The sequence below is a fragment of the Pseudomonadota bacterium genome (assembly GCA_039033415.1).
GTDB lineage: Bacteria > Pseudomonadota > Gammaproteobacteria > Xanthomonadales > SZUA-38 > JANQOZ01.
Genome location: JBCCCR010000036.1, coordinates 41,887 through 65,129 on the forward strand (window position 1 = coordinate 41,887; position 23,243 = coordinate 65,129).

Consider the following 23,243-nt stretch of genomic DNA (forward strand, 5'->3'; position numbering starts at 1 on the left):
GGTCGGGTGGTTTCAAGCAGGTGAGGTAGATCAGAAGGTTAGGCAAAAAGCTGAGGACTTTCGGTGGCTCGTGCTTGCGCCACCCTTCCCGCCAGAATGGCGCTGGTATGCCAATCGGTCTAACCTACGCTGATGCAGGGATTGGTGGTATGCGGCGGATGAGCAGGCGATGACTGAGCCCGGAAAGCTGCTGGCCACCACTCAGCTGCTCGCACGCTATCGAGACGGTGAGCAGGCGGCGGCTGACGACCTCTTTCGTTGCTATATGCCGAAGCTGCGCCGCTGGGCTCGGGGTCGACTGCCGGCCTACGGACGAGACCTCTCGGAGACCGAAGATCTGGTGCAGGTGACTTTCTACCGCGCCCTGAATCGTCTGAAAGACTTCGATACGCAGCAGCCTGGTGGCTTTCTCGCCTATCTGCGAACCATCCTGCTCAATCTGGTGCGCGAGGAAATCCGGAACTCCGCGGCCGGCGCCCGGCCAAAGCGCCACTGGAGAATTCGCTGCCTTCGAATCAGGCTGCCCCGCTGGAGCAGGTGATCGGTTCAGAGCAGCTGGCGGTTTATGAGCGCGCGCTAACCAAGCTACCCGATATGAAACGCAACGCCGTGATCATGCGCCTGGAGTTCGGCATGACCTCCGAGGAGATTGCGACCGAGCTTGAGCGCCCGTCGGCAAACGCTGCGCGGATGACGGTATCCCGAGCTGTCGATGAGCTCGCCACCCTGATGGCGCCATGACCGACGACGAGAATAAACCCACCGATCTGGCCCAGCAGATTGCTGACCAGGAGTCGCCCGATTGGGATTCGCTGCCAGACGATCAGCCCAACGTGGATGCGCTCAAAATCCTGCACAGCATCTCAAGCGAGCTTCGTCGGTCTGAGACGCTGGAGCCTGAGAAGCCCAAGCTGTTCCAGTGGCGGCACCTGGAAGTGCGAGAGGAGATTGGCAGCGGCGCGTTCGGTCGCGTGTATCGCGCATGGGACGCCGTGCTCAACCGAGAGGTTGCGCTGAAGCTCGCCAAAGAACGTGAAGATTTTCGGGTGGATCCGAAGATGATCATCGCCGAGGCGCGGTCCATGGCGCGCGCCCGCCATCCCAACATCCTGGCGATCCATGGTGCGGATACCGAGGAACAACAGGTGGGCATCTGGACGGATCTGCTGACTGGCAGGACGCTGGATGAATACCTGGAGGAAAGCGGGTCGCTGTCGGTCGCCGAAGTTCTGAGGTTGGCCACGCCGTTGGCCGACGCACTGACGCTCATCCATCGACGAGCGATGGTGCACGGTGACGTCAAGCCATCCAACATCATGATTCAAGCCGACGGCACGCCAATCCTGATGGATTTTGGCGCGGCCCGAGAACAGGGCCGCGGCTATTCTTCAGCACTGGGCTCGCCGCGGTTCATGGCGCCGGAGCAATTTCATGGCGCCATGCCCGGCCCTGCCAGCGATCTATTTGCCTTCGGCGTGGTGCTGGCCCGCTGCCTTTCGGGGGCCTACCCCTGGCCGGCCGAGTCGCTCGAGGAGCTTGAGGCGGCCTATGACGCTGAGACGCCGCCGGATCTCAGCGGCGCGCCGCGGCGCTTTCGTCGACTGCTGAGTGAACTCCTGGCCCGCACGCCGGAAGCCCGACCTTCCGCTGAACAGCTCTCGATACGTCTCGAGCACCTGCGCACGGCCCCGCAGCGTCGGCTGCGCCGGGCTGCGGTGGCTGGCGTTATCGGCGCGATGGGTTTGGGTCTGGTGACCTCGGTGATCGCGCTGAGGTCCGAACGGGCGGGGCGAGTCGAGGTTCAGGCCATTCGAGACGTGACCGTTGGGGCAATTCAGGCTGCGGACCCTAACATTGCGTCGGGCCCCACTGCCGTCAAACTGATCTTCGAGAAGCTTGATGAGTTCAGTGAGCCCTCGCTGACACCCTTCCCTGATGCCCTCGCGGAGATCCGCCTGCTGGCGGCTGACGGGCAGATGCGCTTTGGCGAGACGGAAGCTGCGCTTGCGCTGTTTCAGAAGACGTTGGGTGATCTTGATCCAGACGACAAGCGCCACATCCGCCGCCGCGCAATCGCCTGGGCGGGAATCGCGGATATCTATGCGGACACCGGCGAGCTGGACAAGGCCGAACACGCTGTTCGGAAGACTTTAGAGATATCGGAAAAGCGATTCGATCAACATGCTGAGGGTCAGAAGCTGGTGGCCCGAAACAAGCTGATCGGCTTACTGAACCTCCAGGGCCGAGCGGTGGAACAGCGCGACGAGCAGCTCAAGCTGCTGGCCGACCGCGAGGCGCTCTATGGCGTCGACGCCGTAGAAACGGCGGTAGATCACCACAATCTAGCGACGGCTTATCGGTCGCTCGGAGAGTTTGAGCAGGCGCTCGCCAGCGAACAGCGCACGCTGGAAATCCTGAATACTCACGAATTCGGCCGATCGCTCCGCGCTGTATTTGTGCATCACGCCCTGGCGTCCATCCACATAGACCTGGCGCAGCTGGATGATGCGCAGCAGATGATCAATGCTGCGGAGGAGATTGGAGAAGCGTCGCTGCCACCTGATCATTCGATGGTCTCTGAGCTACGGGTCCAGCAGGCGAGGCTGTGGCGCAAACAGGGGGAGCTGGATCGTGCGGAGTCCGCGCTGCTTGCTTTGCTGGAGCTGAAAGCTGTCAACCTGAAATCTGCTCAAAAAGACGCTCGGCGGAATCTCGCCTACATCTATTTGACCCGAGAGCAGTGGTCTCAAGCTCAGTCGTTGTTCGCTGAGCTTCGCTCGGCCGTCAATGATCCCGAGAACTGGCGGATGAGCTACCTCAGTGCAGCTGAGGCTTACGCCGGTGCACGGATCGACCTGACCGGTGTACCGGAGGCATTGGAAAAGACTCAGCGGGCGCAGGCGGAGCTGACGGCAAAAAATCTGACCCGCCTTGAGGCGTTCGAAAATCTGAGTGCCTGGAGCCTAGCGCTCGAAAACCCATCGCCAGGTGGATCTTCAGCGCCCTAGCGCAGCCGAATCGCTGTTTCGTTCTTAGCGCTGCGCAACCGAATTTGGACCGGCCGGACAAAGCGGTTTTTCGGCTTCCGCTTCGTAGGGCACCGTGACTCGAGTCAGACCTCGATGCCCATCACCATCTTCCAATAACTCCGCCTCGGGGGTTGCCGGATGGTTGGTCCAGCGGCCGTCGATGATGAATTTGTACAGATAGTCGCCGGGCGGAAGCGAAAGACAGGCCAGCCATCCGCCCTCCGGGCGACGGGCCATGCGCGTCGCAAACATGTGCCAGCTGTTGAAATCCCCCGTGACTGAGACTTCTTCCGCCTCGTCGAAACCGGGGAGAACAATGGGGGTTTCGCCGGCAAGGGTCGGCAGCGGTCCGGAGTTTCTGCGGCGAGGCAACGGGTCGTCAAGATCCGCGAGGCGCCACAGGGCTGATGCCACCGTCACTGCGTTGGCCCGCGTGGCGCCGGCAGGCACAAATTCCGGCCGATCGAGGGTTGTGTGATGGGTTCGCGCCATCGTGTCGAGCGGGTCTTGAATAAACTGGAACGCCGGAATCCCGACGTGATCGAAGAGCTCGTGGTCGGTCTGGTTGGCCGCCTGGATCGTTACTGTTGAGGTCTGCGGTTCAGTGAGGATCTGCTCGAACGTGGTACGCAGATCGTTGCGTCCGCTTAAGTAAACGCCACGAATTCGCCCGGCGCCGTTGTCGATGTTCAGGTACACGGAGATGTCGTGAAACAGCGGCGAGCGGATTTCGCCTGCGATGGTGCGAACCTCTCGTTCGAGATACCCGAGGGAACCCGCAAAAGCGCCCTCGTGGCCGCCCCAAAGCGCAATCTTGATGGTGCGCCGGGGTTTTGCTTCAGCCTCCTTGAGCAACGCCATGGCTGCAAGCAGCGTCGCAACGCCGGCAGCGTTATCTGATGCTGACGATCCTGCCGGCCAGCCGTCGAGATGGGCTCCCGCCATCACCACTTGATGCTTGAGCTGCGAATCCTCCCCAGGAATGGTTGCGATGAGCGAGACGCTGCTTTCGGGCAGGTCATAAAACGTCGAACGCAGATACAAACGCAGCTTTGGCGCCTGGCCGCCGTCAACGAGGCGGACAACGCGCTGAAAGTCGTAGCGGTCCATCACGATGCCGGGAATCGATTCCTCCGGTTCCCGGTTCGGGTAGACCGGCAGCAGGTTGTTGGCGTCGACGTCGATGATGCCGTCGCCGTATGTCGATTTTTGAACGATCGCCGCAACGCCCGCGTCGTGGAGAGACTCGAGAAGTGGTCTTACACGTTCTCGGTTTTCGTCCCAGCGCTTGAGCGTGCTCGGCACCGAAACCCGAGCGTGATACCCGATCAGCCGTCGATTGGTATCGGTATTCGCTGCAGCGGCCTGGAGTGTTTCCTGGCTGAACGTTCGGATATTCACCGGGTCCGCCGGCCCACCATGCGGCGCGAAGTCGAGGAACACGAACGCCCCGCTGAGTGACTCCGGCTGGCTTGAGAGGGCTTCGCGTAGCTCCTTCGACGTTTGAAATACGGAAGCATGCCCGTCGAGGGTTCCATCGGTGGACGGGGAATACGGCAAGGCTCGCACTGCCAACGGTGACAGGTTGGGAGCCACCAGCCCCATATGAATCTCGCCGGAAGCCCAGCCGTTGATGTCCTCAAGGAAGCGCGGTCTATCAAAATCTTCGACGCCGGCGGCGCGCAGTATCTGCTCAGCCCATTCGAGAGACGCCAGATAGTGCGGTGTCCCGACGGCGCGCGCACCGAATCGGTCGGAGAGCTCGTACACGAGGTTGTGGGCGTCGGGCGCGCGCTCCTGCGCTTCGCGGAGCCTCGCCAGGCGCTCATCCCCAATCGCCGTGGGCTTCAGCTCCTCGTCCGCTGGCGTTTGGGCACCGGCGAAACAAACCAGGGTGAGTCCAAACAATATCCCGGCAAATTGTTCAATTGAAGTGAGGCGCAGTCTCATCAGCTGTCGGGTATCCCAGTTATTTTGTGAATTAATATTCACATCGTATGATATGAATATGGATTCACAAGTCAACCTCAACGACGACCAGGTCATCGCACCCAAACAGCAGCGATCGCGAGATACCCAGGAGCGTCTCGTCCGAGCGACGCTCAAGCTGTTGGAACGCCATCGGTTCGAGGAAATTGGGGTGGCGAGTATCACCGACGAGGCAGACGTTGCGGTTGGCACGTTCTATCGACGGTTCAAAAGCAAAGAGGCCTTGCTGCCTTTGCTCTACGACGTGTACAACCAGAAGGTCGACAACTGGCTGGCCCGCACCCGCAAGCGCAAAGGCTTTCGGGCTGGCCGCCGAATCGATCGGATTCGGTGTCTTGTCCGTGCGACGCTAGACCTGATCGACGAGACCCGGGGCCTGATGCGCACGCTGCATCTCAACAGTCGTATCCATGAAGAGATTGTTCCTGACGGAGCCGTTAAGCAGCGGACCGATACCTACAGCGCGATGGGAGCGCTGGTTGTGGGTGATGAGCCATCTGCTGAAGAATCCTCCATCGCTCGAGTGATGGTGATGATCATCGTGAGCACCTGCATCGAATATCGACTCTACCCCGCACAGACTCCGACGGCGTTTATGCCCCTCAACGACACCGATTTGGTAAAGCACCTGTCTCGGTCAACGAACGCGCTATTTGACTAATGCACGTCCATCGCTGTCTGTGGCCGCCCAGCAAGTCCGACGGTTAACGCGCTGCGCTGGCGGCAGCCAGGCTCTGTTGGCCTACGAGAAGCTCGCGGGCCTGCTGCACCAGGTCGGCATGAAGCAGCCACCGTCCATTGTTCAGCACCGCATAGGGCTGGCGCAGCGCTGCTAAACCCTCCTGAGGATCAGCGTCGACGAACAGAACGTCGGCCTCTTTGCCGGGAGCAATCTCGCCGATGTTCGGCAAACCCAACGTCTCGGCTGAGCGGCGTGTCGCCAGGTCCAGTACATCCATCAGCGGGATGCCGGCGTCAACGTGAAGCTGCATCTCGATGGCCATCAGCGGACCACCGCCGTTTCCGTCAGTACCGATCAGCAGCGGCTGCCCGGCCTCGAACAGTCGACGGGCCAGCTCTCCGACCTTCGGCAGTGTGGCTCGAGCGGTTTCGAAATCCTCAGGCGTCCAGGTCATGCCGCCCATCCGGAGAAAGCCGGCGGAAGCTTCCCAGGTTTTGGGGTGGAGATAACTGATCGCGTCTGCGTCGATCACCTGATCCATATCTCGGGAATAGGCCACCATGTGGTTGACCAGCAGCGTGAGGTTCAGCGTAACCTGCCGCGTCTTGAGTGTCTCAAACAGCTGGCGCATGGGCGGGGCGTTGTAGTCCACCCACTGAAACCAGAGGTGCAGATACTGCGAGCCTCTGGGCCGCGCTTGCTCGAAAGCCTCGCGATAGGTTTCCGGAAGTAGATCCGTACTTGTCGGCAGCGCATGCTCTAGCCCATCGATTCCCAGCTCAAGCGCCTTTTGCCAGCTAACCCGGTCGAGATGAGCAATTGCTTTCAGGCCGTGCGCGTGTGCGGCCTCGATGCCAAGCGCCAGCTCCTCTTCCGTGAGCGACTGATAGAGCTTGAAGTAAGTCATGCCCAGCGCCGCCTGCCGGCGGGCTTCCGCAAACCACTGATCGCGACTTTGAGGATACGCGAACGCATTACCACCAAACGGCGGCGGCTGGATAACGGCACCCGCGTGGAGTGCCGACGGCCCGAGCCAGCTGCCGGTAGCAACATGCTCGTCATAGCGCGAACTTGCCCCGGGATCACCTCCCGGATTACGAACGGTCGTAACGCCGAAAGCGAGCGCCATGAGGGCGTTGTAGCGCGTGACGTCGTCAACGCTGTCGATGGTGACCAACGGTTGACCGTCCACCATGCGAATCTTGTGGGGGCCAGAGGTGATGTGGCCGTGGCCGTCGATCAGTCCGGGAAGGGCCCAGCGTCCGTCAAGATCCACCCGCTTGCCCGAGAAACTCTCCGGTGTCGACCCGCTGCCCAGTTCTTGAATGGTCCCGTCGCGTACTACCATCCAGCGGTTGGGTACAACCTGGCGTGAGGCGCTGTCGATATGGTGAAAGTTATAGTAAAGCACCGGTTCCGCTGCCGCGGTCGACAGCATTAGGCCCAGCGCGGCGAGCGCCGACAGAATTCGGTAAAACATGGTTTGCTCCGCGGGAGTATTGGCGCAGGAGACGAGGACTCTTCGGTTTTCTGTCGAATCGACAGAAAAATCACTGACCTGCGACTGACTGGTATGCGGAAAGCTATGGACACCCAGGAATCGATCCAGTCGCTGCTCGACAACCATGGCGATATGGTCTGGCGCATTGTGCTGGCCCATGAGCACAACCCCGCTGTGGCTGAAGAGCTATACCAGGAGATCTGTTTCGCCCTGTGGCAAGCGGGCGACAAGATTCGGAGCGCGGACAATCCCGGCGCCTACATTGCCCGCATCGCCACCAACCAGGCCGTCTCGCATATTCGCCGCGAGGTCGCGCAGCCCACGACCGTGCCGTCACCGTTGGAGGGAGCCATGAGTGATGCCGCGTCGCTCGAAGATTCACTCAGCCGCTACGAGCAGCAGCGTCGGCTGCTGGACGCGGTTCGGCAGCTGCCGCTGAACTGGCGGCTCCCGATTACGCTGACCCTGGAAGGCTTTAAGCCGCAGGAAATTGCCTACGTCATGGGCATCAGCGCCAACACCGTTTCGCTGCGCCTGACGCGCGCACGTCGGACCCTGAGCCAACTGCTTTCGAACGACGCCACAAGCCGCCCGCAAAAAACCAGGAGTCAAGCTGATGAATCTTGCTAAGAACGACCGAGCCATCTCTGAACTCTGGCGGTCTTTGCCCGAGGGTGCCGGACCCAAACGGCCGACGGTCGACCTGCGCGCACGGCGCCGCCGCCAGCTTCAGCTGTTGTGCATTGAGGTGCTGGTAGCCCTCGGCGGTATCTCCCTGGCGGTTGCGTTACTGCTACAGGGCAGCCTGGGCCTGGGCCTGGCGACGCTCTCGTACTGCCTGCTGGTCGGCGTGCTGGGCCTGCACGCTCGCCGGGGCAACGTGGCTGCGCTCGATCTGAGTCTGGCAGAGCAGATGCAGGTAACGGCGGCCATGTTGCGGGCACGGCGAAGCTACGACGTGGCGTCGGCCCTGATCTGGGTCGTCGCGCTGGGTTACTTTTTCACGCTGGCGGTGCTGCGAGATCAGCCGCTGACGCTTTCGGGCCAGCTGATCGTGGCAGCTTTAGTACTGGCGATTGGTGTCCAGACTTGGCGCGCTGCACGAGCGCACCGTCGGTGGTCGGACTTCACTCGGCAAGCTGAACTGCTGAGCGAGAGCGCTAGCTGAGATCGACCGCAAAGCGTCGCAGCACGTCCATCGGCACCACGTCGAGCGCCCGTTGATGGGTCGACTGGAGATAAACCCTGGGTGCCGCATCGTTTTCGTAGGCCTCGAGCCAGCGCCCGGCGCAGAGGCACCAGCGATCGCCGTCCCGCAATCCGGGGAAACCAAAGTTGGGTTGTGGCGTGCTGAGGTCGTTGCCTCGGCTCTTCGAAAATGACAGAAACTCCTCCGTCACGCGGGCGCAAACCGTGTGGGAGCCCCGGTCCTCCCGGCAGGTATTGCAGTGCCCGTCGCGAAAGAATCCGGTGAGCGGCGCTTCGCTGCATGAGGACATCGGTTCACCCAGAACGTTGAGCGCGTCGTCTTTCTCCATCGTTTTCCTTTTCGCTGGTTCAACGATTTTTGCGGTCCAGCATCTGGTCCGCGGCTGACGTATCATCTTAGCCCCAAAACGCCGGTGATAGATCATGCTGAATCGCCTCCTAGTGCTGGTCCTTTTGCTTTCGTTCGGTCCGATTGCTGTTGCCTCTGACGCTGCGCTATCCGCAGCCGTGATGCGTATGGCCAAGGTCGGCAGCTCTTCATCACCCAGCTTTTCGCCCGATGGCAAAACCCTGGCGTTTGTATCGACGCTATCGGGTCTGCCGCAAATCTGGACGATTTCGGCGTCCGGTGGATTTCCTCGCCAGGTCACGGCGCTGGAGGATCAGATTCAGAGCGTAACGTGGTCCCCGGACGGCGAGTGGCTGGCGTTCCTGCTGGCGCCCGGCGGCGGCATGAACAGCCAGATCTACCTGGTGCGGCCCGACGGTACCGGCATGCGCCAGCTCACCGCTGGCGGTCAGGTCAATAACTTTCTTGCCGGCTGGAATCGAAGTGGTTCGCGCCTCTGGCTGGCGTCCAATGAGCGAAGTCCTGCGGCGATGGACGCTTATACCTATGAGATGGGCTCAGGCGAGCTCACCCACCGCGCCAACAATCCGGGCATCGGCGGGGCCAGCGACGAAAGCCCGGACGGCCGACGAGCGATCCTTTGGCGGGTGCAAAGCCGTTCAGACGGCAATCTCTATGTGATCGACCTCAAGAGCGGCGCGGAGCATCTGCTGACACCTCATAAGCCGCCAGGGACTTTCAGCAATGGCCGCTTTCTGGACAACGAAACGATCCTGTTGGCAAGCAATGCCGAGCGCGATTTGATTGCGCTGGGTCGGGTGAAGCTGGACGAAGACGGTCGCCCGGGTCCGCTGGAAGTTGTCGCCTCCCACCCGACGGGCGAGCTGCAGAGCCTGACGCTCACCAAAGACGGTCGCACCGGGCTGCTGATCTGGAACGTCCGTGGCCGCAGCGAGCTGGCATGGCTCGACACCCAAACCTGGGAGACCCGCCCGGGCCCAACGGTGCCCGCAGAGGTGGTCTACAGCGCGACCTTCTCCGCTGACGGGAAGCAGCTGGCCTTTGTCGCCAACGGCGCGGCCCGACCCACGGACATCTGGGTCTACAACCGCGAGGCAGATCGGCTGACCCAGCTTACGCGCAGTCCTCACGCTGGGGTCGATCTCAAGAGCCTGGTGGAACCGGAGCTGGTGACCTTCGACGCTCATGATGGCCTCACGCTCTCGGGTTGGCTGTACCTGCCGCCTGAGCGCAGCGATCCGGTACCGATGGTCTTAAGTTTCCATGGGGGTCCGGAAGGTCAGTCGCGCCCACGGTTCCGCAGCGATTTTCAGGCGCTGCTCTCACTGGGCATCGGGGTGTTCGACCCGAACGTGCGCGGCTCCGCTGGCTTCGGCAAAAGATTTGTCAATCTGGACAACGGTGAGCTCCGATTCGACGGCATTCGCGATATCAAAGCCTGCGTCGATTACGTCGTCGGTGAGGGCTATGCGAACCCGGATCGACTCGGGATCATGGGTGGGTCTTACGGCGGCTATATGACCATGGCCGGCCTCGCCTGGTATCCCGACATGTTCGCCGCCGGCGCCAACCTGTTTGGCGTCGTGAATTTTGCAACCTTCTTTGCGGAAACCGAGCCCTGGATGGCGGCGATATCGAAGGTGGAGTATGGCGACCCCGACACGCAGGCCGAGCTGCTCGCGCGCCTGTCACCCATCAATAAGCTGGATCAGGTAAAAGCCCCCACCCTGGTGCTCCACGGCCAGAACGATACCAACGTGCCGGTCGTTGAGGCGGAACAGGTGGTCGACCAGCTCAAGGCGCGGAATGTTCCGGTGGAGTACGTGCTGTTCCCCGACGAAGGGCATGGATTTCGCAAAACCGCCAACCGCGTCACGTCCACCGTTTCAATTGTTCGCTGGTTTGAGCGTTATCTGCTGGCAGAAAATGCACCCAAGGCGGCGCCATGAAGCTCAGCCAGATGGTCCGTACGGCTATCCTCACCGCGAACCTTGATCGGTCGCGCACGTTCTACGAGCAGGTGCTCGGAATGACGGACGTCTACTGGCAGGGTCATCTCAACGATCCGACCGTCTGGCACCTGCTGGGCACGGCGGACAACGCGCAGTGTCGCGCGGTCATCCTGAAGCCACCGGGTCAGCCTGATTTTGGCATGGTGGGATTGTTTGAGGTTTCCGGCCCAGGGCCATCAGCGCTGCCCGAAGCCTCGAACGAAATCCGCGTCGGAGAGGGAGTCTGCGTCTTCTACTGCTCCGACCTGGAATACGTTGTTGATCGAACCGAAACCTTTGGCGGGCGCGTCGTTGCGGCGCCAATCAATCTCGTCCATGAAGGCCGTACTAAACAGCGAGAAATGTGCCTGCGAGACCCCGACGGTCACGCGATCAATCTCATCGAATGGGATCCCGCGGAGGTGCGACGACCGGAGCTGACTCCGGGAGAGCTGTGAGTCGGGAATCGAACCGGTACTCTACTGTTTGGAAGCTCAACCGCTCCGCGCAGCGCTGTTGTTCGTTCACGCGATCAGAGACGGATCCCTTGGCCGGGCCGTCTCAATGGGCGTATTCCACCGCGCCTAGTTTCCGGGCACCCCGTTAAACCGACAGGAGCTCCTCCGCTATGAACCGGCTTTTCACCAATATTCTGACCAACGACGTTGCTAAAACCGCTGCTTTTTATGAGGCCGTCTTCGGCATGAATCGCCACTACGATTCGGACTGGTTTGTGATCTTGGTGCATGACGCGCAGCCGGGTCAGGAGTTTGGTGTACTGGATCGATCCTCCGAGATTGTCCCGGAAGTTGCTCGCGGCGATTTTGGTGGCGCCATGATCACCTTTGTTGTCGACGACTGTGAACAGACGTTCTTGCTGGCTCAGGGTCAGGGAGCTGCGGTCGTCGAGGCGCCGCAGCTAATGCCGTATGGCCAACGCCGCGCCGTCGTGCGTGATCCGGCCGGCACGGTCATCGATATCAGCTCTCCGGAAGGAGAACCCACGGGATGAGGCGCCACTGAGTGAAGCATCGGTACGTCGACGGTAGCGAAGGCCAGCTTCATGTCAGCCTTGCGGGCAAGGGGCCACCGGTTTTGCTGCTGCACTGGGCGCCGCAGTCTGCGCGTATGTATGAACACGAAATGCCCCAGTTGGCGTCTTCCGGTTATCACGCCATCGCGGTCGATCTGCTGGGTTTTGGTCGCTCGGACAAGCCTGAGACCATCCTTCCCTACGAGCGCCAGGCTCAGGCCGTGGCCGAGGCGGTGGATCAGCTGGGTCTGGAACGCTGCGCGGTCCTTGGCGCGCATTTGTCGGCGCCGATAGCCGTGCATTTGGCGCTGACCCATCGGTCAAAAGTCACCGCGCTCATGCTGGATGGCTGTGCCCATTTGCTGCCAGCGGCCGCGCAGCGGCGGATCGGTGAAAAAATGGCGGCCGTCAAGCTCAAGCCCCCGGGTTTCCACGAAGACGGCACCCACGAATCGCTGCCGTGGAAGCGGGCCCAGCGCTCGCTGGAAATCTACGATCCGGACTTTGTGGTCAGCGAGGCAACGCTGCCGCTGGTTTATCGGATCATGGCGGACGATCTGGCCGCCGGGCTGCTGGAAGACTACGGAACCTTTCAGCCTTACGACATGGCCGACGCGCTAGCTCAGGTCACTCAGCCGACGCTGGTGCTTTCGGCCGAGCGCGACCCGTTGTTCGACGCGCAGGCGCCCACCGTCGCAGCCTTGAACGCCGGCCATGCATCGGTTAAAGCGAAAACGTTTCGAGGCACCCACCCGCTCCATAATCCCCGACGCCGCGGCGAGTATGCGGGTGCGGTAGCCGACTTTCTGGAGGATCAGCGGTGATCATCGACGACGCGGTTGTGGGAAGGTATCGCCGGGATGGCGCGGTTCTGATTCCCAACGTTTTTGGAGACTGGACAGCTTCTCTTGGTGACGCCTGTTTGTCGGTGCTGGATGATCATCGTGCCGGCGGTATCGACCCGTCCGTCCCCGTGTCGGCGCACCAAAATCCCTTGACGGTTGTCGAAGGCTTCGGCGGTGGAGCGATGATGCTGAATCTGGTGCCCTACCACGCTGGTTTCGCCCAGTGGCTGGAGGCTTCGCCCGCGGCGGAGCTCACCGCGAACGTGATGCAAAGCCAAACCTCCCGCTTCTGGGTGGACGCTTCATTCCTCAAGGACGAAGCCGACGCGAGCGAAGGCACACCGTGGCACAACGACACCTGCACCTGGCCGTTCTGGGGTGCACAGATGACCATACTCTGGATCGCGCTGACAGACGTTGAAGAGGATAACGGCCCGCTGACGACCGTCGCCGGGAGTCATCGCGGGACTGGCCGGTACTACTCCCCTTTTTTTCCGCCCACGGACGCGATACCTGAACCTTACGAACCGTGGCAGGCTCTGCTCGACCAGGTGGAGGCACCCGACGCGCGTATCCAGACCTGGACCATGAGGCGTGGCGACTGTCTCTGTATGCATCCCTCAACCATCCACGGTTCGCTGCCTCGCAAGGGTGGCGCAACGCCGCGACTGGCGTTCAGCAGTCGATGGCTGGGGGATGACGTCGTCTGGAAACCCGATCCGCTCACCGAACGGATGACCACTCAGCTCAACGACCATCCGGCGATGCACCGCGGTGAACCGCCGCCCGAGAGTGTAATGCCGATTCAATGGGGTGCTGCCAACGCCTCCGCTTGACGGCGAAGGGTGTTCTACCTGGCGAAGGTCTATGGCACAGTGGGACTGCACAGTTTCCATACCAGGTCTGTTCGATGCGATTGACTCTAGCTCTTTTAGTTCTTCTGCTCAGCGGTTGCGCCGGTTCATCCAAGCCGCCAACCTTCGACACGCCACCTGACGTGACGCCGGATGGTCTCCAGCGGTTCGACAGCCCGGTTTTTGAGCTGGTGTACGTGAAGCCTGATCTCGATCTCTCGAGCTACAACCTGATCCAGATCCGACCGATCGGCTTGGGCTACAAGCGAGACCCGGCGAAGGGCCCGATGCTGCTGCGGCCGGCGAGAAACTTTGAGCTGAATCCGTCCCAGCGCACGCAGGTCAGCCGAGCGTTTGCACGGGCGTTTACCGAGGCCATGACGGGCGATCAGCGGTATCGCCAGGTTATTGACCCGGAAGCGGGCGCCATGCAGGTGAAACTTGCGTTGGCCAGACTCGAGGTCAATATCCCGGAAGCCGGTGCCGACACCACCGAAAAAGTCACGGTCGACAAGGCCGGTGAGATGACGCTGGTGGTTGAGGTGTCAGACTCCATCAGCGGGGAGCCGCTGGTGCGGGGGCGCGATACTTATGTGGTTTCAGGGGATGGCCAGTCCCGGGCTGACCTCAACCTCGAAATCAGCGCGGTATTCACCCAGTGGGCTATAGACATCCGCAACGGTTTTGATCAGCTATCGCCGGGCAGAAACTAGCCACGGTTTTGGACCAGCCCCCGGCGCTGAAGCCGGCTTTTAGTACAATCCTCGAGATAGGTACGTGGCGATTACGTCGTCTTCTTGTACTGGGCATGACCCTCAGTCTTTCCAACGCCATCGCTGCGGCTGGCTGGATCGAAGCGACCGCAATCGTTCGGTCATTGGACCGCCACGTAGCGTTTTTTGTCGACGTTGGTGGTTACGAGGTGCGGCATACAGGTCAGACGAGCCGAGCGATCCTGCGCCACTGGGGTCTTGGCGAACAGGTCACCGGCCGGGAGCTGCTGTTGGCGGAGCCCGAGTCTACCCGGGGATTTATCCGACTCGTTGCGCTAACCGGCGCAGAAAATCAGCGAGAGATCCGATCAGCCGGGCAGTTTTTCGATTCCGGCGGCATCATGGGCCTGAACGTGCGGGTCAGCAGCATCAGCAAAACGTTCGAGCGGGCTCAGGCTTCGGGCTGGCGCCCACTCTCGGGTCCAGTCTGGTTTTCGGTCGAAGACTTCTCCGTCGGAGAAGCGGTTTTCTTGGGTCCCGACGGCCTATCCATCGGGCTGATCGAGCGCAAAAAGCCGCCGCTTGGACCTGAGTGGGCGCTGACGGACGGAACCTTTTCACGTCCGAACAACGCATTTGTGATCACGGCAGATTTGCAGTCCTCAAGAGCGTTTTATCTGGGAGAGCTCAGTTGGAAACCCTTTCTTGAGGACACCGGTCCCGCGGCGCAACCCGGGATGAACCTCTACGGGTGGCCGCACAACCGAGTCGAGGATGTCGAGCGCCACGTGGTGTGGTGGCATCCGGGCGAAGGTGGAGAAGGTTCGCTGGCACAGATCCAGCTTCGCGGTGCGACGGGGCGAGACTTCAACCAACATGCTGCGCCGCCCAACCTGGGTTGGGTCGCGTTGAGGCATATCTCGGATGACGATTTGACCGAAAACGCTCAGGGCTCATCTTTAGTGTTGGAGCCTTACGGTTGCGTCCACTTAAGTCACCGCGTCGACCCCGATGGCGTTCGCCATGAGTTTCTCCGCCGATCGTCTGCCTGCCCGGACGTGAGGTAGGCGGCTCACACGAAGCTTAACGACACGTCATGAGGGCTTGCTCGGTGCACCGATTGTCCAGGTGTACCCGAACGGGTCTTTGAGGTGACCATAGCGATCGCCCCAGAACTGATCCGCTAACGGCATCGTCACCTCGGCACCAGCGGCTACCGCCCGGTCCCACCACGCGTCAGCGTCATCCACGGCCAGATGGAATACGGCACACGCGGGCTCGGGCGCTTGAGCGCCCCCGCGATATTCCGGGAAATCGTCGTGCATCATGACGAAGTCCCCGTTGATCACGAGCGCCGCGTGCAGCAGGCGAGCGCCGTTGTCCTCGGCTTGCCGGGCCAGCTCCTCGGCGCCAAACGCTAGCTTGTAAAACTCGATGGCCGCAGCGCACTGCCCGCCGCGAATGGTGAGATGCGGCGTGACGCCGCTGGATGGTCTGTCTTGTGCCATGACCAATCTCCCTCTGAACGTGTCGCCATCATACTTGAACTCTTTTAGGCGCATTCTCGGGAGCGAAGGTTACAATCCGCGAATCGGTGTCATTGGGTTGATGCCAATAGGAGGAAAACATGACGGCAACCTGCATCTGCGGCGCGGTCGAGATATCGATTGTCAGCCGGCCCGAATTTATTCACGACTGCAACTGCAGCCTGTGTCGAAAGACCGGAGCCGCCTGGGGTTACTTCACCGGCGCCCAGGTCACAACCAAAGGTGAGACTGAGACTTTTGTTCGCCGCGATAAATCGGGCGCCGCGGCCCAGGTGCATTCCTGCCGCGTCTGCGCGACCACAACCCATTTTGATCTCACCGAAGCGTTCAAGGCAGACAACCCCGCTGCCGACCAGGTTGGAGTGAACATGAGAATGTTTGAACCGCACCTGCTCGAAGGTGTGGAGGTCCGATATCCCGACGGCGCAAACTGGGCCGGCCAGGGGGCGTTCGGCTATCGTCGCGAACCGATGACCATCACCGCCATGCAGCCGCTCTGAGGTTTCTCGCTCGCTCTATGTTTAGGCAAATGCTTCGTCAATGAAGCTGAATCGCTCATCGATTGGCGTGCTCTCCCATTCGAGAAAAGCCTCATCGCTAAAGATTGCGTCGGTATAGCTCGCCCCGGGTCCGCTCACGGCAATGCCGTAAGTGCGAAACCGTGTAGCGACGGGTGCAAAGAACGCGTCGGCAATCGATCGTTGGCCGAACAGCCAGGGACCCTCCGACCCATGGGCGGTACAGAGCTTGTCCCACAGCGCGAGCACTCGATTGATGTCTCGCTGAGTGCCTTCCCTCAACCCGCTGGCCTGGCAGCGACGCTGAATGTTCATCGGCAGCTGGTCGCGCAAATCCATAAAGCCTGAGTGCATCTCGCAGGTGGCGCTGCGCGCCTGCGCCCGCTTAAGCGGATCCGCCGGCCACAGCGACGGCGCCTTCTCGGCCGCCCACTCGGCGATGGCGAGGCTGTCCCAGATTACCGTATCGTCGACATGCACCGCCGGAACCCGGCCGTTGGGGCTCACGGCGAGCACATCTTTGATCTCACCTCTGCCGTAGCCTTCCTGGGCCAGCGAAATCACTTTCTCGTCAAAGGGAATGTCCGCCCAGCGCAGGCAAAGCCATGGTCGGAGCGACCAGCTGGAGTAGTTTTTGTTGCCGAGAAAAAGGACGGTGTTAGCGTTTGACATAGGTCGCTCCTGTTAGCGTCGCAGGACACTCAATCTCGCTACCCTAACGGCAAGCACCCGCCGCCGGTACCTACAGTTATTCAGGCTGCCGCGGTGGTACTGGGTATCTGAATACCGCCTCTCCGAAGTTTTCGCACAATCCGCGGCTGCGCTTTTTTCGAACGCGTCGCCGATCAATTCACCCCAGCTGAAACCGTCATGCGTGTCGTATCGCTGAACCGCCTACGTATTGGAAGAGCAGGCCGCTTGAAACGCGCGGTGCGCTTAGGGACGAAGGGAGGCAGGATGAAAAAACGTCACGGAAAGGCAGGATTAGTGGCAGCTTTGCTGCTGAGCGTAGCGGGGCTGGAATTGACCCAAGCGCATGAGCTCACGCCGCCGCCTGGGGTCGTGGCGCCTTTTGTTAGTCCTAACGAAGGCTACATTTTTTGGATAGACCCCATGCCAGTTCTACTCCCTTCTGGCCAGTTCAACACCGACTTTTACCCGCCGGCAAAGATTCTGCAGGACGTGGCGTCTATCGATCGCACCGGCCCATGGTCGATCGGGAATCCTCAGGGTTACGACCATGGCTATGAACTGCTCGGATTCCGGGAGCCAAACTTTAACGGTGGGCCGAGGTCATTCTTTTACTGGGACTGCGGAGAGGCTTGCAACGGCGGGATAGCGCAGGCCAGCCAGGTGGTTATGCCGAGCGAAACCTGGCGCGGCCTCTCTGAGTCTTGCGCAAGAAACACGCTCGGCCATGAGCTGATGCACAAGATTCAGCGCGCTTACTACACCGATACGGCCCCTGATAACCTCGGCACCTGGGTCATTGAGGGTCACGCCAGGGCGCTACAGGACAAGGTTTACGCTGAGTTTGACACGCTCCCAGAAACCGACTGCCGAACGATCTACGTTCAGCAGGTCAGAAACTATCTGCGGGTGGTCAACGGAGAGTCGCTTTGGGATCTGAGCTACGACGCGGCGCTCTGGTGGACTTATCTGACGGAACAGTATGGCGAAGTCACTGTCGAGCCCTGGTATGGCGCAGACTTTCTGGTTACCTGGTACGACCTCGCGCTGCTGGCGGGGGAGAACGCCAACTCCTTTGACATCACCAACACCGCTATCCAGTTTTTTAACCCCTCAGAAACGATCACCTCAACCTACCGAAGCTTTGTGCTGGCCAACATCTTCAAAGATATGCGGCTGGACGGGTTCAGCGACGATTTCCTTCGTCGTTACACCTACGTCGACGAGCAGGCGCCTGGAGAAGACCGTTATGCCGAGGTGAAGTTTGCTGACACCCTGCTGATCAGCAACGCGAGCACCGAAGACACCACCACCTTTTCAGCGTCCGACTTCGGCGTGCAGAACTATCGGGTGGATATCTCCGCCTGTGGCGGCGGCCGGCCGGTACGGATCAGCTTCGAGCCATTTTCTGAGGTGCCGGTATTCGGCACGCCAATCAATCAGAACGGGGCTTGGGGGGTCATCGTCGGACAAAGCAACGATGAATCTCAAACGCTCTCCACCCAGCGCCCCGCCAAATACTTCAAAAAAGTCGACGAGCAGTGGGCGGTGAATTTCTTTCAGCCGTTTAACAACCCCTATGAAACCGTCTACGCCACGACCAGCGGCATCGGCGGTTCGGTCATCGGCACGCTGCGGGCGCAGTGCCTGCCGTTTCCGGATAACGGGTATACACCGGACGTACCGCTGGTGAACCCCCTCGATCCGGTAACGCCGGGGACGCCGCTGGGGCTCACTTATGGAGAAGTCTGTGCGGTGCCCAGCGCGCCGCTGCCCGGACTGGACCCCGCCGACTACACGATCGATGTCGGCGACGTTCCGGCCCGCGTGCTGGCCGCCACGCCGAGTGATGATGGCCATTGCCTGCTGGTGGAGTTTCCTGAACAGCCGGCGCCCGGCGTGTTCGATCTGACGGTTGGCCTGGCGGGACAGGAGGTGACCATTCCCGGCGGCGTCGTTCACAACAACCCCAACCCGCAGGTGCTGATCGCCATCGACGCGTCCAGCTCAATGCTGGAACCGGTTGCCAATCCGAAGCTGGCAGACGTCCAGGCGCTGGTTGAAGGCTTTATCTTCGAGCGGGTGGAAGGCGCCGGCAGCGTGCCGCCCAACATCGGACTGCTGGAGTTTGCCGGGGACAATATCGAGCCGAACACCGATGCGAGGATCCTGGCACCGCTGCAGGCGGCTGACCCGGATCATCTCGAGCGACTCAGCACCGGCCTTGACACGCTGACCAGCTCCGTTGGCGGGTTTACGGCGCTGGGTGACGCGCTTCTTGCGGCCGAGAGCCTCTACGCGGCGGCCGGAGATGGCGATCAGTCTCGCCACCTCGTGCTGATTGTCGATGGGCCAGAAAACGACGCTGTGCTCTGGGACGATATCCGCGACCAGATCATCGCTTCCGGCATCAACGTCCATACGATCGCTCTGGGTCCGCTGGCCGATCAGCCGCTGCTGTTCGATATCGCTCGGGCGACCGGTGGCAGCTACCGCTATGTCCACGTCGACGACAACCGAGCGGATATCGCTGCTTTCTCCCAGGCCTTGTCCGACATCGCCAACCTGCTTGCCGGCGCCGTTTCCATCGCCGAGGAAAACATTCCGCTGACGCCCGACGGCATCAACGAGTTTGGTTTTGACGTACCCCGTCAGGCAGTTGGCTTGTTGCTGCCCGCTGTGCAGCAGGTCCGAGAAGCCGCTCGGCGCAGCGAGGCAGAGCTCGCTGAGCTCAACCTGACGGATCCTAACGGCGTCAGATACTCTTTTGACCTCCTCGACAACACGGCAAATTTCGTCAAAATCCGCGCGCCGCGCGCCGGAACCCTTCCTGCCGGTCGCTGGGAGGCGACCTTAAACAGCAGCGAAACCGCTAGCGATGACCTCCAACTTTCAGTGGCGGCGCAGCTCGAGACTCCGCTGCTGTTCAGCGCGGGCATCACCCGGCCGGAGGCTGACGATCCCCTCGAGCCTGGCTTTCAGGAGGGTGACCCGGTACAGCTCAACGCCACGCTGGTAGATATCTGCGCGGCCAATCCCGACTGTGATCCGGGTCGGAAAGGCGGCGCTACGGCAAGAGTCATGGGTGGTGACGGCGAGGTACGCCAACTGAGTCTGGCACAGCCCGATACCGCAGGTACCGAGGCTGACGGAGAATCGGTTCGACGCTTCAGCTACACCCTGTTTCTGGCAGATGGATCACCGGTTCGAGCCAATGATGACGGCATGACCGGTGGTGTCGGCAGCTACACCATCGAATACGAGGTGCCGCTGGTTTACGACAAATTTACGGCGAGCGTTTTCCTGCGCGACGGCGTTGCGGTTGCTGACTCAGGTATTCGGACCCGCGACAGTGACAGTGACGGCCTCCCTAATCCGTACGAGGCGCGAAAGTTTTGCCTGGAAGATGGCGTGGCTGATGGGGCGCTCGATTTGGATGACGACGGCTTAACGAGTGTGGAGGAATATGAGGCCGGGACGGATCCCTGCAATCCGGATACGGACGGCGGCGGGGAGCTGGACGGCTCAGAGGTGGCGGCTGGGCGGGAGCCGCTCGACCGTTCAGACGACGCGGTCGACGGCATTCGTTACGCGCGGGTAGCTCACGAGGTGACTCACGACGATCCGCAAAGCTTCGCGTCTGCCTCGATCACCATTGAGTACGCTACCTATCCGAGCGTTGCCAACCTCGTGCTGAAACGCGGGCGCCCGGGCGGGTCCGTTGAAGCAATTGCTGACCTCTCACCCGGCTCGGGCGCGCTCTACGTCGATACCAATCTGGAGGTAGGCGCTGAATACTGTTACCAGCTCGATCCGGAGGACGCGGCGGGCAACCGAGGGGCTTCCAGCCGCTGGTTCTGCGATATTGCTCGAAACGATCCCGCCCACCCGTGGGGAGATCTGCTGATCAACCGCGGCAGGCCGCGCACCGACAATCCCACGCTGAAGCTCGAGCTTTCTCTGTACAACAAGAGCGGTACCGGCAGCCAGATGCGCCTTGAAGGTGATGGGCTGGACACCGGCTGGATTGCGTTCGAGCCAACGTTTGAGTTTCAGCATCCCGGCGTGAACGAGCCAACATCCGTGTCGGTCAGCGCTCAGTACCGCGACGCGGAGGGTCAGGTATCGAGGCATTACCTGGAGAGCATCGAGCTATGGCCGCCGCAGACGCTGGGCCGGCTCACGGGGCGGGCGCTGCTCGAAACCGTGTCGCCAACCGCCGGGGTAATGCTCCAGATCATGGATGCCAGCTGGGAGCCGCCAGCCTACACCGACGTGGACGGTCAGTTTGTGTTTACCGATCTGTCTCCCGGAGACTACAGCGTGCTGGCCAGTCTGCTGGGCTGGGAAACCACCAGCAGCACCGGCTGGACCGTTACCGCCGGCGGCGAAACGGATGTCGGCGACATTGTGCTCGACGTCATCGTTGATCCGCTGTTTGCTGATGGGTTTGAGTCGCCCTGATCGACGCCTCGGGGCAGGCCACTGAAAAGCTGTTGTTCGGCGGCTCGAAGCGCCACAACGCCGTGGGCACAACTCTGACCCGCGAGTTCGCTTGGGTTATAGTCCACGACGTTGCCTCATCGAGACTTCGACCTTGGACGACACCCCCACGACTCCGACCTTCGCGCCGACCAGTCGACTGAATTTTGTGATCGGGATTTCGGCGATGGTGGTGTCGTTGGCATCGCTCTACGCGACGTTTCTTCAGGCCGGCTCGGCCGAGCGCCAGGTCAAGGCGATGACCTATCCGCTCGTGCAATACAGCTCCGGGAACTACGATGTCGATAAGCAGGAGCAGGCCCTCTCCATGCGGCTGATCAACAACGGCGTTGGCCCGGCGATCATCCACAGTACCCGCTATCAGTATGGTGACGAGCCGGTGGACGGGGTTTATGGATTTATCCGAGCCTGCTGCCTGGAGGCGGCGGAGGCGTTCCGATCCCAGGATCGATCAGACCCGTCTGCCTCCATCATTACCTCGACTGACCGCAACGTGATTTTGCCGGCAAATGAAGATATCGATATCTTCTACCTGCTTCGGCGCCCCGAGAACGAAGATCTGTGGGAACTACTGAACCGCGAGCGACGCAAGCTCGGCGTGACGGTCTGCTACTGCTCTTTGCTCGATGAGTGTTACGAGTCGCCGGGGCAGGCAGCCGTTAGAGAAGTGGAAGCCTGCCCGACTCGCGAAGGCGGCGTAGCGGCCGAGTAGGGTCACGCCAGGCCCGTCAGCTGTTCCAGCGCTTCCCAAAGCTGCTCACGCCGACGCTGGGAAACCTTCGTTTTTGGCAGCACCTCGGTCAGGTGCGGCGCGCGATCCAGCCAGAAGCCGCCGGTGCTCTCCGCGGCTTCCGCGGCAGCCGCCAGCCAGATAATGGTGTCCGCCCCCTCTTCCGGCGACCGCAGAATGGCTTGGGTCACCTTAAAAAAGGTTGGCAGCGACGTGCGTACGCCGGGCGTATCAGCCCAGCCGGGGTGCATGGCGTGCACCACCACATTCCTGCCGGCCAGCTCGCTCGCCCAGCGTTCGGTCAGGATCAGCTGACCTCGCTTCGCCCGGGCATACGCGCCGGGACCGTTATAGTCGCCCCGCTCGTTTTGCAGGTCTGAGAGGCTGATGCCGGTGGTGTACATCCCGCCGGAGGAGACGTTGATGACCCGAGCGGGATCGGCCTTGGTGGCGGATTCGATCAACCTCGGCAGGAGCAGCTGGGTGAGCAGGAAGGGCGACAGCAGATTCAGCGCGAGGCTGCGCTCGTTGCCCTCACGGGTGACGTCCCGCTCGTTAAACAGCGCGCCGGCATTGTTGATCAGTGTATGAATGGGCGCAGGGTCGGCGAGGAGACGGTCCGCCAGATCACGAACCTCCGCCATTTCCGACAGCTCCGCCACCTCAATCGTCGGCGCAATCGAACCCGCTTCTGACGCCAGCTCTTCGGCAACCTGCTCGAGCTTGCCGCGGTCGCGACCGACTAATACCAGCTCGGCACCGAGGTCTGCCAACGCGCGGGTCGTCGCCAGACCCAAGCCGGAGGTGGGTCCGGTAATGACAACGCGGCGGCCGTCCAGCCGCTCGTCCAGGGGCTTCCAACACAGGCGCCGCAGCGCGTACCCCGGACGAGCAAATGACAGCATGCCGGGCAGAACGGCGCGATCCATAACCCGGTTAAGCAAGCTGACTTTGGGGGTGGCGGGTCCGGGCATGTTGACTCCTGATGTGTTAGCGAGCGCCGTATTTGTCTCGACTGCTTTAGGCCGATACGGTCAGA

Annotated in this window: 22 protein-coding genes; 16 read left to right on the forward strand and 6 right to left on the reverse strand. The window is 61.3% G+C overall.

Annotated elements, in window-relative coordinates; all coding sequences use genetic code 11:
• The first annotated feature begins 169 nt into the window (after window positions 1–169).
• From AAF358_23415 to AAF358_23425, 3 genes are read left to right on the forward strand one after another with little or no spacing between them, the layout of a single operon-like run.
• The gene (locus AAF358_23415) at window positions 170–541 is read left to right on the forward strand and encodes a sigma factor (GenBank protein ID MEM7708524.1); all 372 of its coding nucleotides are present in this window, start codon (window positions 170–172) and stop codon (window positions 539–541) included.
• A complete protein-coding gene (locus AAF358_23420) occupies window positions 538–741 on the forward strand; it encodes a sigma factor-like helix-turn-helix DNA-binding protein (GenBank protein ID MEM7708525.1) in 204 nt (67 codons plus the stop codon). Before AAF358_23415 ends, AAF358_23420 begins: the two co-directional genes overlap by 4 nt.
• On the forward strand, window positions 738–3,008 hold the full coding sequence (locus AAF358_23425) for a serine/threonine-protein kinase (GenBank protein ID MEM7708526.1): 2,271 nt from the start codon (window positions 738–740) through the stop codon (window positions 3,006–3,008). Before AAF358_23420 ends, AAF358_23425 begins: the two co-directional genes overlap by 4 nt.
• A 24-nt stretch (window positions 3,009–3,032) precedes the next feature.
• On the opposite strand, the gene AAF358_23430 is transcribed toward AAF358_23425, so the two are convergent.
• Window positions 3,033–4,979 carry a M28 family peptidase gene (locus AAF358_23430; GenBank protein MEM7708527.1) on the reverse strand — a complete coding sequence of 649 codons (1,947 nt, stop codon included), beginning with the start codon at window positions 4,977–4,979 and terminating at the stop codon, window positions 3,033–3,035.
• 58 nt (window positions 4,980–5,037) lie between these two features.
• Here AAF358_23430 and AAF358_23435 point away from each other — a divergent pair, with 58 nt between their 5' ends.
• The gene (locus AAF358_23435) at window positions 5,038–5,679 is read left to right on the forward strand and encodes a TetR/AcrR family transcriptional regulator (GenBank protein MEM7708528.1); all 642 of its coding nucleotides are present in this window, start codon (window positions 5,038–5,040) and stop codon (window positions 5,677–5,679) included.
• 43 nt (window positions 5,680–5,722) lie between these two features.
• Here AAF358_23435 and AAF358_23440 read toward each other — a convergent pair whose 3' ends face one another.
• Window positions 5,723–7,180 (reverse strand): amidohydrolase family protein, encoded by a 1,458-nt coding sequence (locus tag AAF358_23440; GenBank protein ID MEM7708529.1) that lies wholly within the window; start codon window positions 7,178–7,180, stop codon window positions 5,723–5,725.
• Window positions 7,181–7,285: 105 nt separating this feature from the next.
• Here AAF358_23440 and AAF358_23445 point away from each other — a divergent pair, with 105 nt between their 5' ends.
• A complete protein-coding gene (locus tag AAF358_23445; GenBank protein ID MEM7708530.1) occupies window positions 7,286–7,831 on the forward strand; it encodes a sigma-70 family RNA polymerase sigma factor in 546 nt (181 codons plus the stop codon).
• On the forward strand, window positions 7,818–8,369 hold the full coding sequence (locus tag AAF358_23450; protein MEM7708531.1) for a hypothetical protein: 552 nt from the start codon (window positions 7,818–7,820) through the stop codon (window positions 8,367–8,369). The genes AAF358_23445 and AAF358_23450 overlap by 14 nt, the downstream gene beginning before the upstream one ends.
• Here AAF358_23450 and AAF358_23455 read toward each other — a convergent pair.
• A complete protein-coding gene (locus AAF358_23455; GenBank protein MEM7708532.1) occupies window positions 8,362–8,739 on the reverse strand; it encodes a DUF2237 domain-containing protein in 378 nt (125 codons plus the stop codon). The two genes, AAF358_23450 and AAF358_23455, sit on opposite strands and share 8 nt — an antisense overlap.
• Window positions 8,740–8,833: 94 nt before the next feature.
• On the opposite strand from AAF358_23455, the gene AAF358_23460 reads away from it, so the two are divergent.
• From AAF358_23460 to AAF358_23490, 7 genes are all read left to right on the forward strand, one after another.
• Complete coding sequence (locus AAF358_23460; protein ID MEM7708533.1) at window positions 8,834–10,729, forward strand: S9 family peptidase; 1,896 nt, start codon at window positions 8,834–8,836, stop codon at window positions 10,727–10,729.
• A complete protein-coding gene (locus AAF358_23465; protein ID MEM7708534.1) occupies window positions 10,726–11,229 on the forward strand; it encodes a VOC family protein in 504 nt (167 codons plus the stop codon). The genes AAF358_23460 and AAF358_23465 overlap by 4 nt, the downstream gene beginning before the upstream one ends.
• A gap of 170 nt (window positions 11,230–11,399) precedes the next feature.
• The gene (locus AAF358_23470; GenBank protein ID MEM7708535.1) at window positions 11,400–11,783 is read left to right on the forward strand and encodes a VOC family protein; all 384 of its coding nucleotides are present in this window, start codon (window positions 11,400–11,402) and stop codon (window positions 11,781–11,783) included.
• Window positions 11,784–11,794: 11 nt separating this feature from the next.
• Window positions 11,795–12,628 carry an alpha/beta fold hydrolase gene (locus tag AAF358_23475; GenBank protein ID MEM7708536.1) on the forward strand — a complete coding sequence of 278 codons (834 nt, stop codon included), beginning with the start codon at window positions 11,795–11,797 and terminating at the stop codon, window positions 12,626–12,628.
• Window positions 12,625–13,485 carry a phytanoyl-CoA dioxygenase family protein gene (locus tag AAF358_23480; GenBank protein MEM7708537.1) on the forward strand — a complete coding sequence of 287 codons (861 nt, stop codon included), beginning with the start codon at window positions 12,625–12,627 and terminating at the stop codon, window positions 13,483–13,485. Before AAF358_23475 ends, AAF358_23480 begins: the two co-directional genes overlap by 4 nt.
• Window positions 13,486–13,559: 74 nt before the next feature.
• Window positions 13,560–14,216 carry a DUF3313 family protein gene (locus AAF358_23485; protein MEM7708538.1) on the forward strand — a complete coding sequence of 219 codons (657 nt, stop codon included), beginning with the start codon at window positions 13,560–13,562 and terminating at the stop codon, window positions 14,214–14,216.
• A gap of 95 nt (window positions 14,217–14,311) precedes the next feature.
• On the forward strand, window positions 14,312–15,283 hold the full coding sequence (locus AAF358_23490; protein ID MEM7708539.1) for a hypothetical protein: 972 nt from the start codon (window positions 14,312–14,314) through the stop codon (window positions 15,281–15,283).
• A 27-nt stretch (window positions 15,284–15,310) separates the two neighbouring features.
• Here AAF358_23490 and AAF358_23495 read toward each other — a convergent pair whose 3' ends face one another.
• Entirely contained in the window at window positions 15,311–15,724 is a 414-nt protein-coding gene (locus AAF358_23495; protein ID MEM7708540.1) for a VOC family protein, read from the reverse strand.
• 119 nt (window positions 15,725–15,843) lie between these two features.
• Between AAF358_23495 and AAF358_23500 the strand changes: the two genes are divergently transcribed.
• Complete coding sequence (locus AAF358_23500; GenBank protein ID MEM7708541.1) at window positions 15,844–16,263, forward strand: aldehyde-activating protein; 420 nt, start codon at window positions 15,844–15,846, stop codon at window positions 16,261–16,263.
• Window positions 16,264–16,284: 21 nt separating this feature from the next.
• Here AAF358_23500 and AAF358_23505 read toward each other — a convergent pair whose 3' ends face one another.
• A complete protein-coding gene (locus AAF358_23505) occupies window positions 16,285–16,953 on the reverse strand; it encodes a glutathione S-transferase family protein (protein ID MEM7708542.1) in 669 nt (222 codons plus the stop codon).
• A 441-nt stretch (window positions 16,954–17,394) separates the two neighbouring features.
• On the opposite strand from AAF358_23505, the gene AAF358_23510 reads away from it, so the two are divergent.
• Complete coding sequence (locus AAF358_23510) at window positions 17,395–21,435, forward strand: carboxypeptidase regulatory-like domain-containing protein (GenBank protein ID MEM7708543.1); 4,041 nt, start codon at window positions 17,395–17,397, stop codon at window positions 21,433–21,435.
• A 133-nt stretch (window positions 21,436–21,568) separates the two neighbouring features.
• A complete protein-coding gene (locus AAF358_23515) occupies window positions 21,569–22,186 on the forward strand; it encodes a hypothetical protein (GenBank protein ID MEM7708544.1) in 618 nt (205 codons plus the stop codon).
• 2 nt (window positions 22,187–22,188) lie between these two features.
• On the opposite strand, the gene AAF358_23520 is transcribed toward AAF358_23515, so the two are convergent.
• Window positions 22,189–23,178: an SDR family NAD(P)-dependent oxidoreductase gene (locus tag AAF358_23520; protein ID MEM7708545.1), complete on the reverse strand. Its 990-nt coding sequence runs from the start codon at window positions 23,176–23,178 to the stop codon at window positions 22,189–22,191.
• Window positions 23,179–23,243: the final 65 nt, after the last annotated feature.

Bases quoted from the DNA above. Each gene is read 5' to 3' on its own strand.
- AAF358_23415 (MEM7708524.1), top strand. From the start codon at position 170: ATGACTGAGCCCGGAAAGCTGCTGGCCACCACTCAGCTGCTCGCACGC.
- AAF358_23510 (MEM7708543.1), top strand. From the start codon at position 17,395: ATGCCAGTTCTACTCCCTTCTGGCCAGTTCAACACCGACTTTTACCCG.
- AAF358_23460 (MEM7708533.1), top strand. From the start codon at position 8,834: ATGCTGAATCGCCTCCTAGTGCTGGTCCTTTTGCTTTCGTTCGGTCCG.
- AAF358_23450 (MEM7708531.1), top strand. From the start codon at position 7,818: ATGAATCTTGCTAAGAACGACCGAGCCATCTCTGAACTCTGGCGGTCT.
- AAF358_23435 (MEM7708528.1), top strand. From the start codon at position 5,038: ATGGATTCACAAGTCAACCTCAACGACGACCAGGTCATCGCACCCAAA.
- AAF358_23445 (MEM7708530.1), top strand. From the start codon at position 7,286: ATGGACACCCAGGAATCGATCCAGTCGCTGCTCGACAACCATGGCGAT.
- AAF358_23490 (MEM7708539.1), top strand. From the start codon at position 14,312: ATGACCCTCAGTCTTTCCAACGCCATCGCTGCGGCTGGCTGGATCGAA.
- AAF358_23470 (MEM7708535.1), top strand. From the start codon at position 11,400: ATGAACCGGCTTTTCACCAATATTCTGACCAACGACGTTGCTAAAACC.
- AAF358_23425 (MEM7708526.1), top strand. From the start codon at position 738: ATGACCGACGACGAGAATAAACCCACCGATCTGGCCCAGCAGATTGCT.
- AAF358_23500 (MEM7708541.1), top strand. From the start codon at position 15,844: ATGACGGCAACCTGCATCTGCGGCGCGGTCGAGATATCGATTGTCAGC.
- AAF358_23485 (MEM7708538.1), top strand. From the start codon at position 13,560: ATGCGATTGACTCTAGCTCTTTTAGTTCTTCTGCTCAGCGGTTGCGCC.
- AAF358_23505 (MEM7708542.1), bottom strand. From the start codon at position 16,953: ATGTCAAACGCTAACACCGTCCTTTTTCTCGGCAACAAAAACTACTCC.
- AAF358_23465 (MEM7708534.1), top strand. From the start codon at position 10,726: ATGAAGCTCAGCCAGATGGTCCGTACGGCTATCCTCACCGCGAACCTT.
- AAF358_23495 (MEM7708540.1), bottom strand. From the start codon at position 15,724: ATGGCACAAGACAGACCATCCAGCGGCGTCACGCCGCATCTCACCATT.
- AAF358_23520 (MEM7708545.1), bottom strand. From the start codon at position 23,178: ATGCCCGGACCCGCCACCCCCAAAGTCAGCTTGCTTAACCGGGTTATG.
- AAF358_23430 (MEM7708527.1), bottom strand. From the start codon at position 4,979: ATGAGACTGCGCCTCACTTCAATTGAACAATTTGCCGGGATATTGTTT.
- AAF358_23440 (MEM7708529.1), bottom strand. From the start codon at position 7,180: ATGTTTTACCGAATTCTGTCGGCGCTCGCCGCGCTGGGCCTAATGCTG.
- AAF358_23455 (MEM7708532.1), bottom strand. From the start codon at position 8,739: ATGGAGAAAGACGACGCGCTCAACGTTCTGGGTGAACCGATGTCCTCA.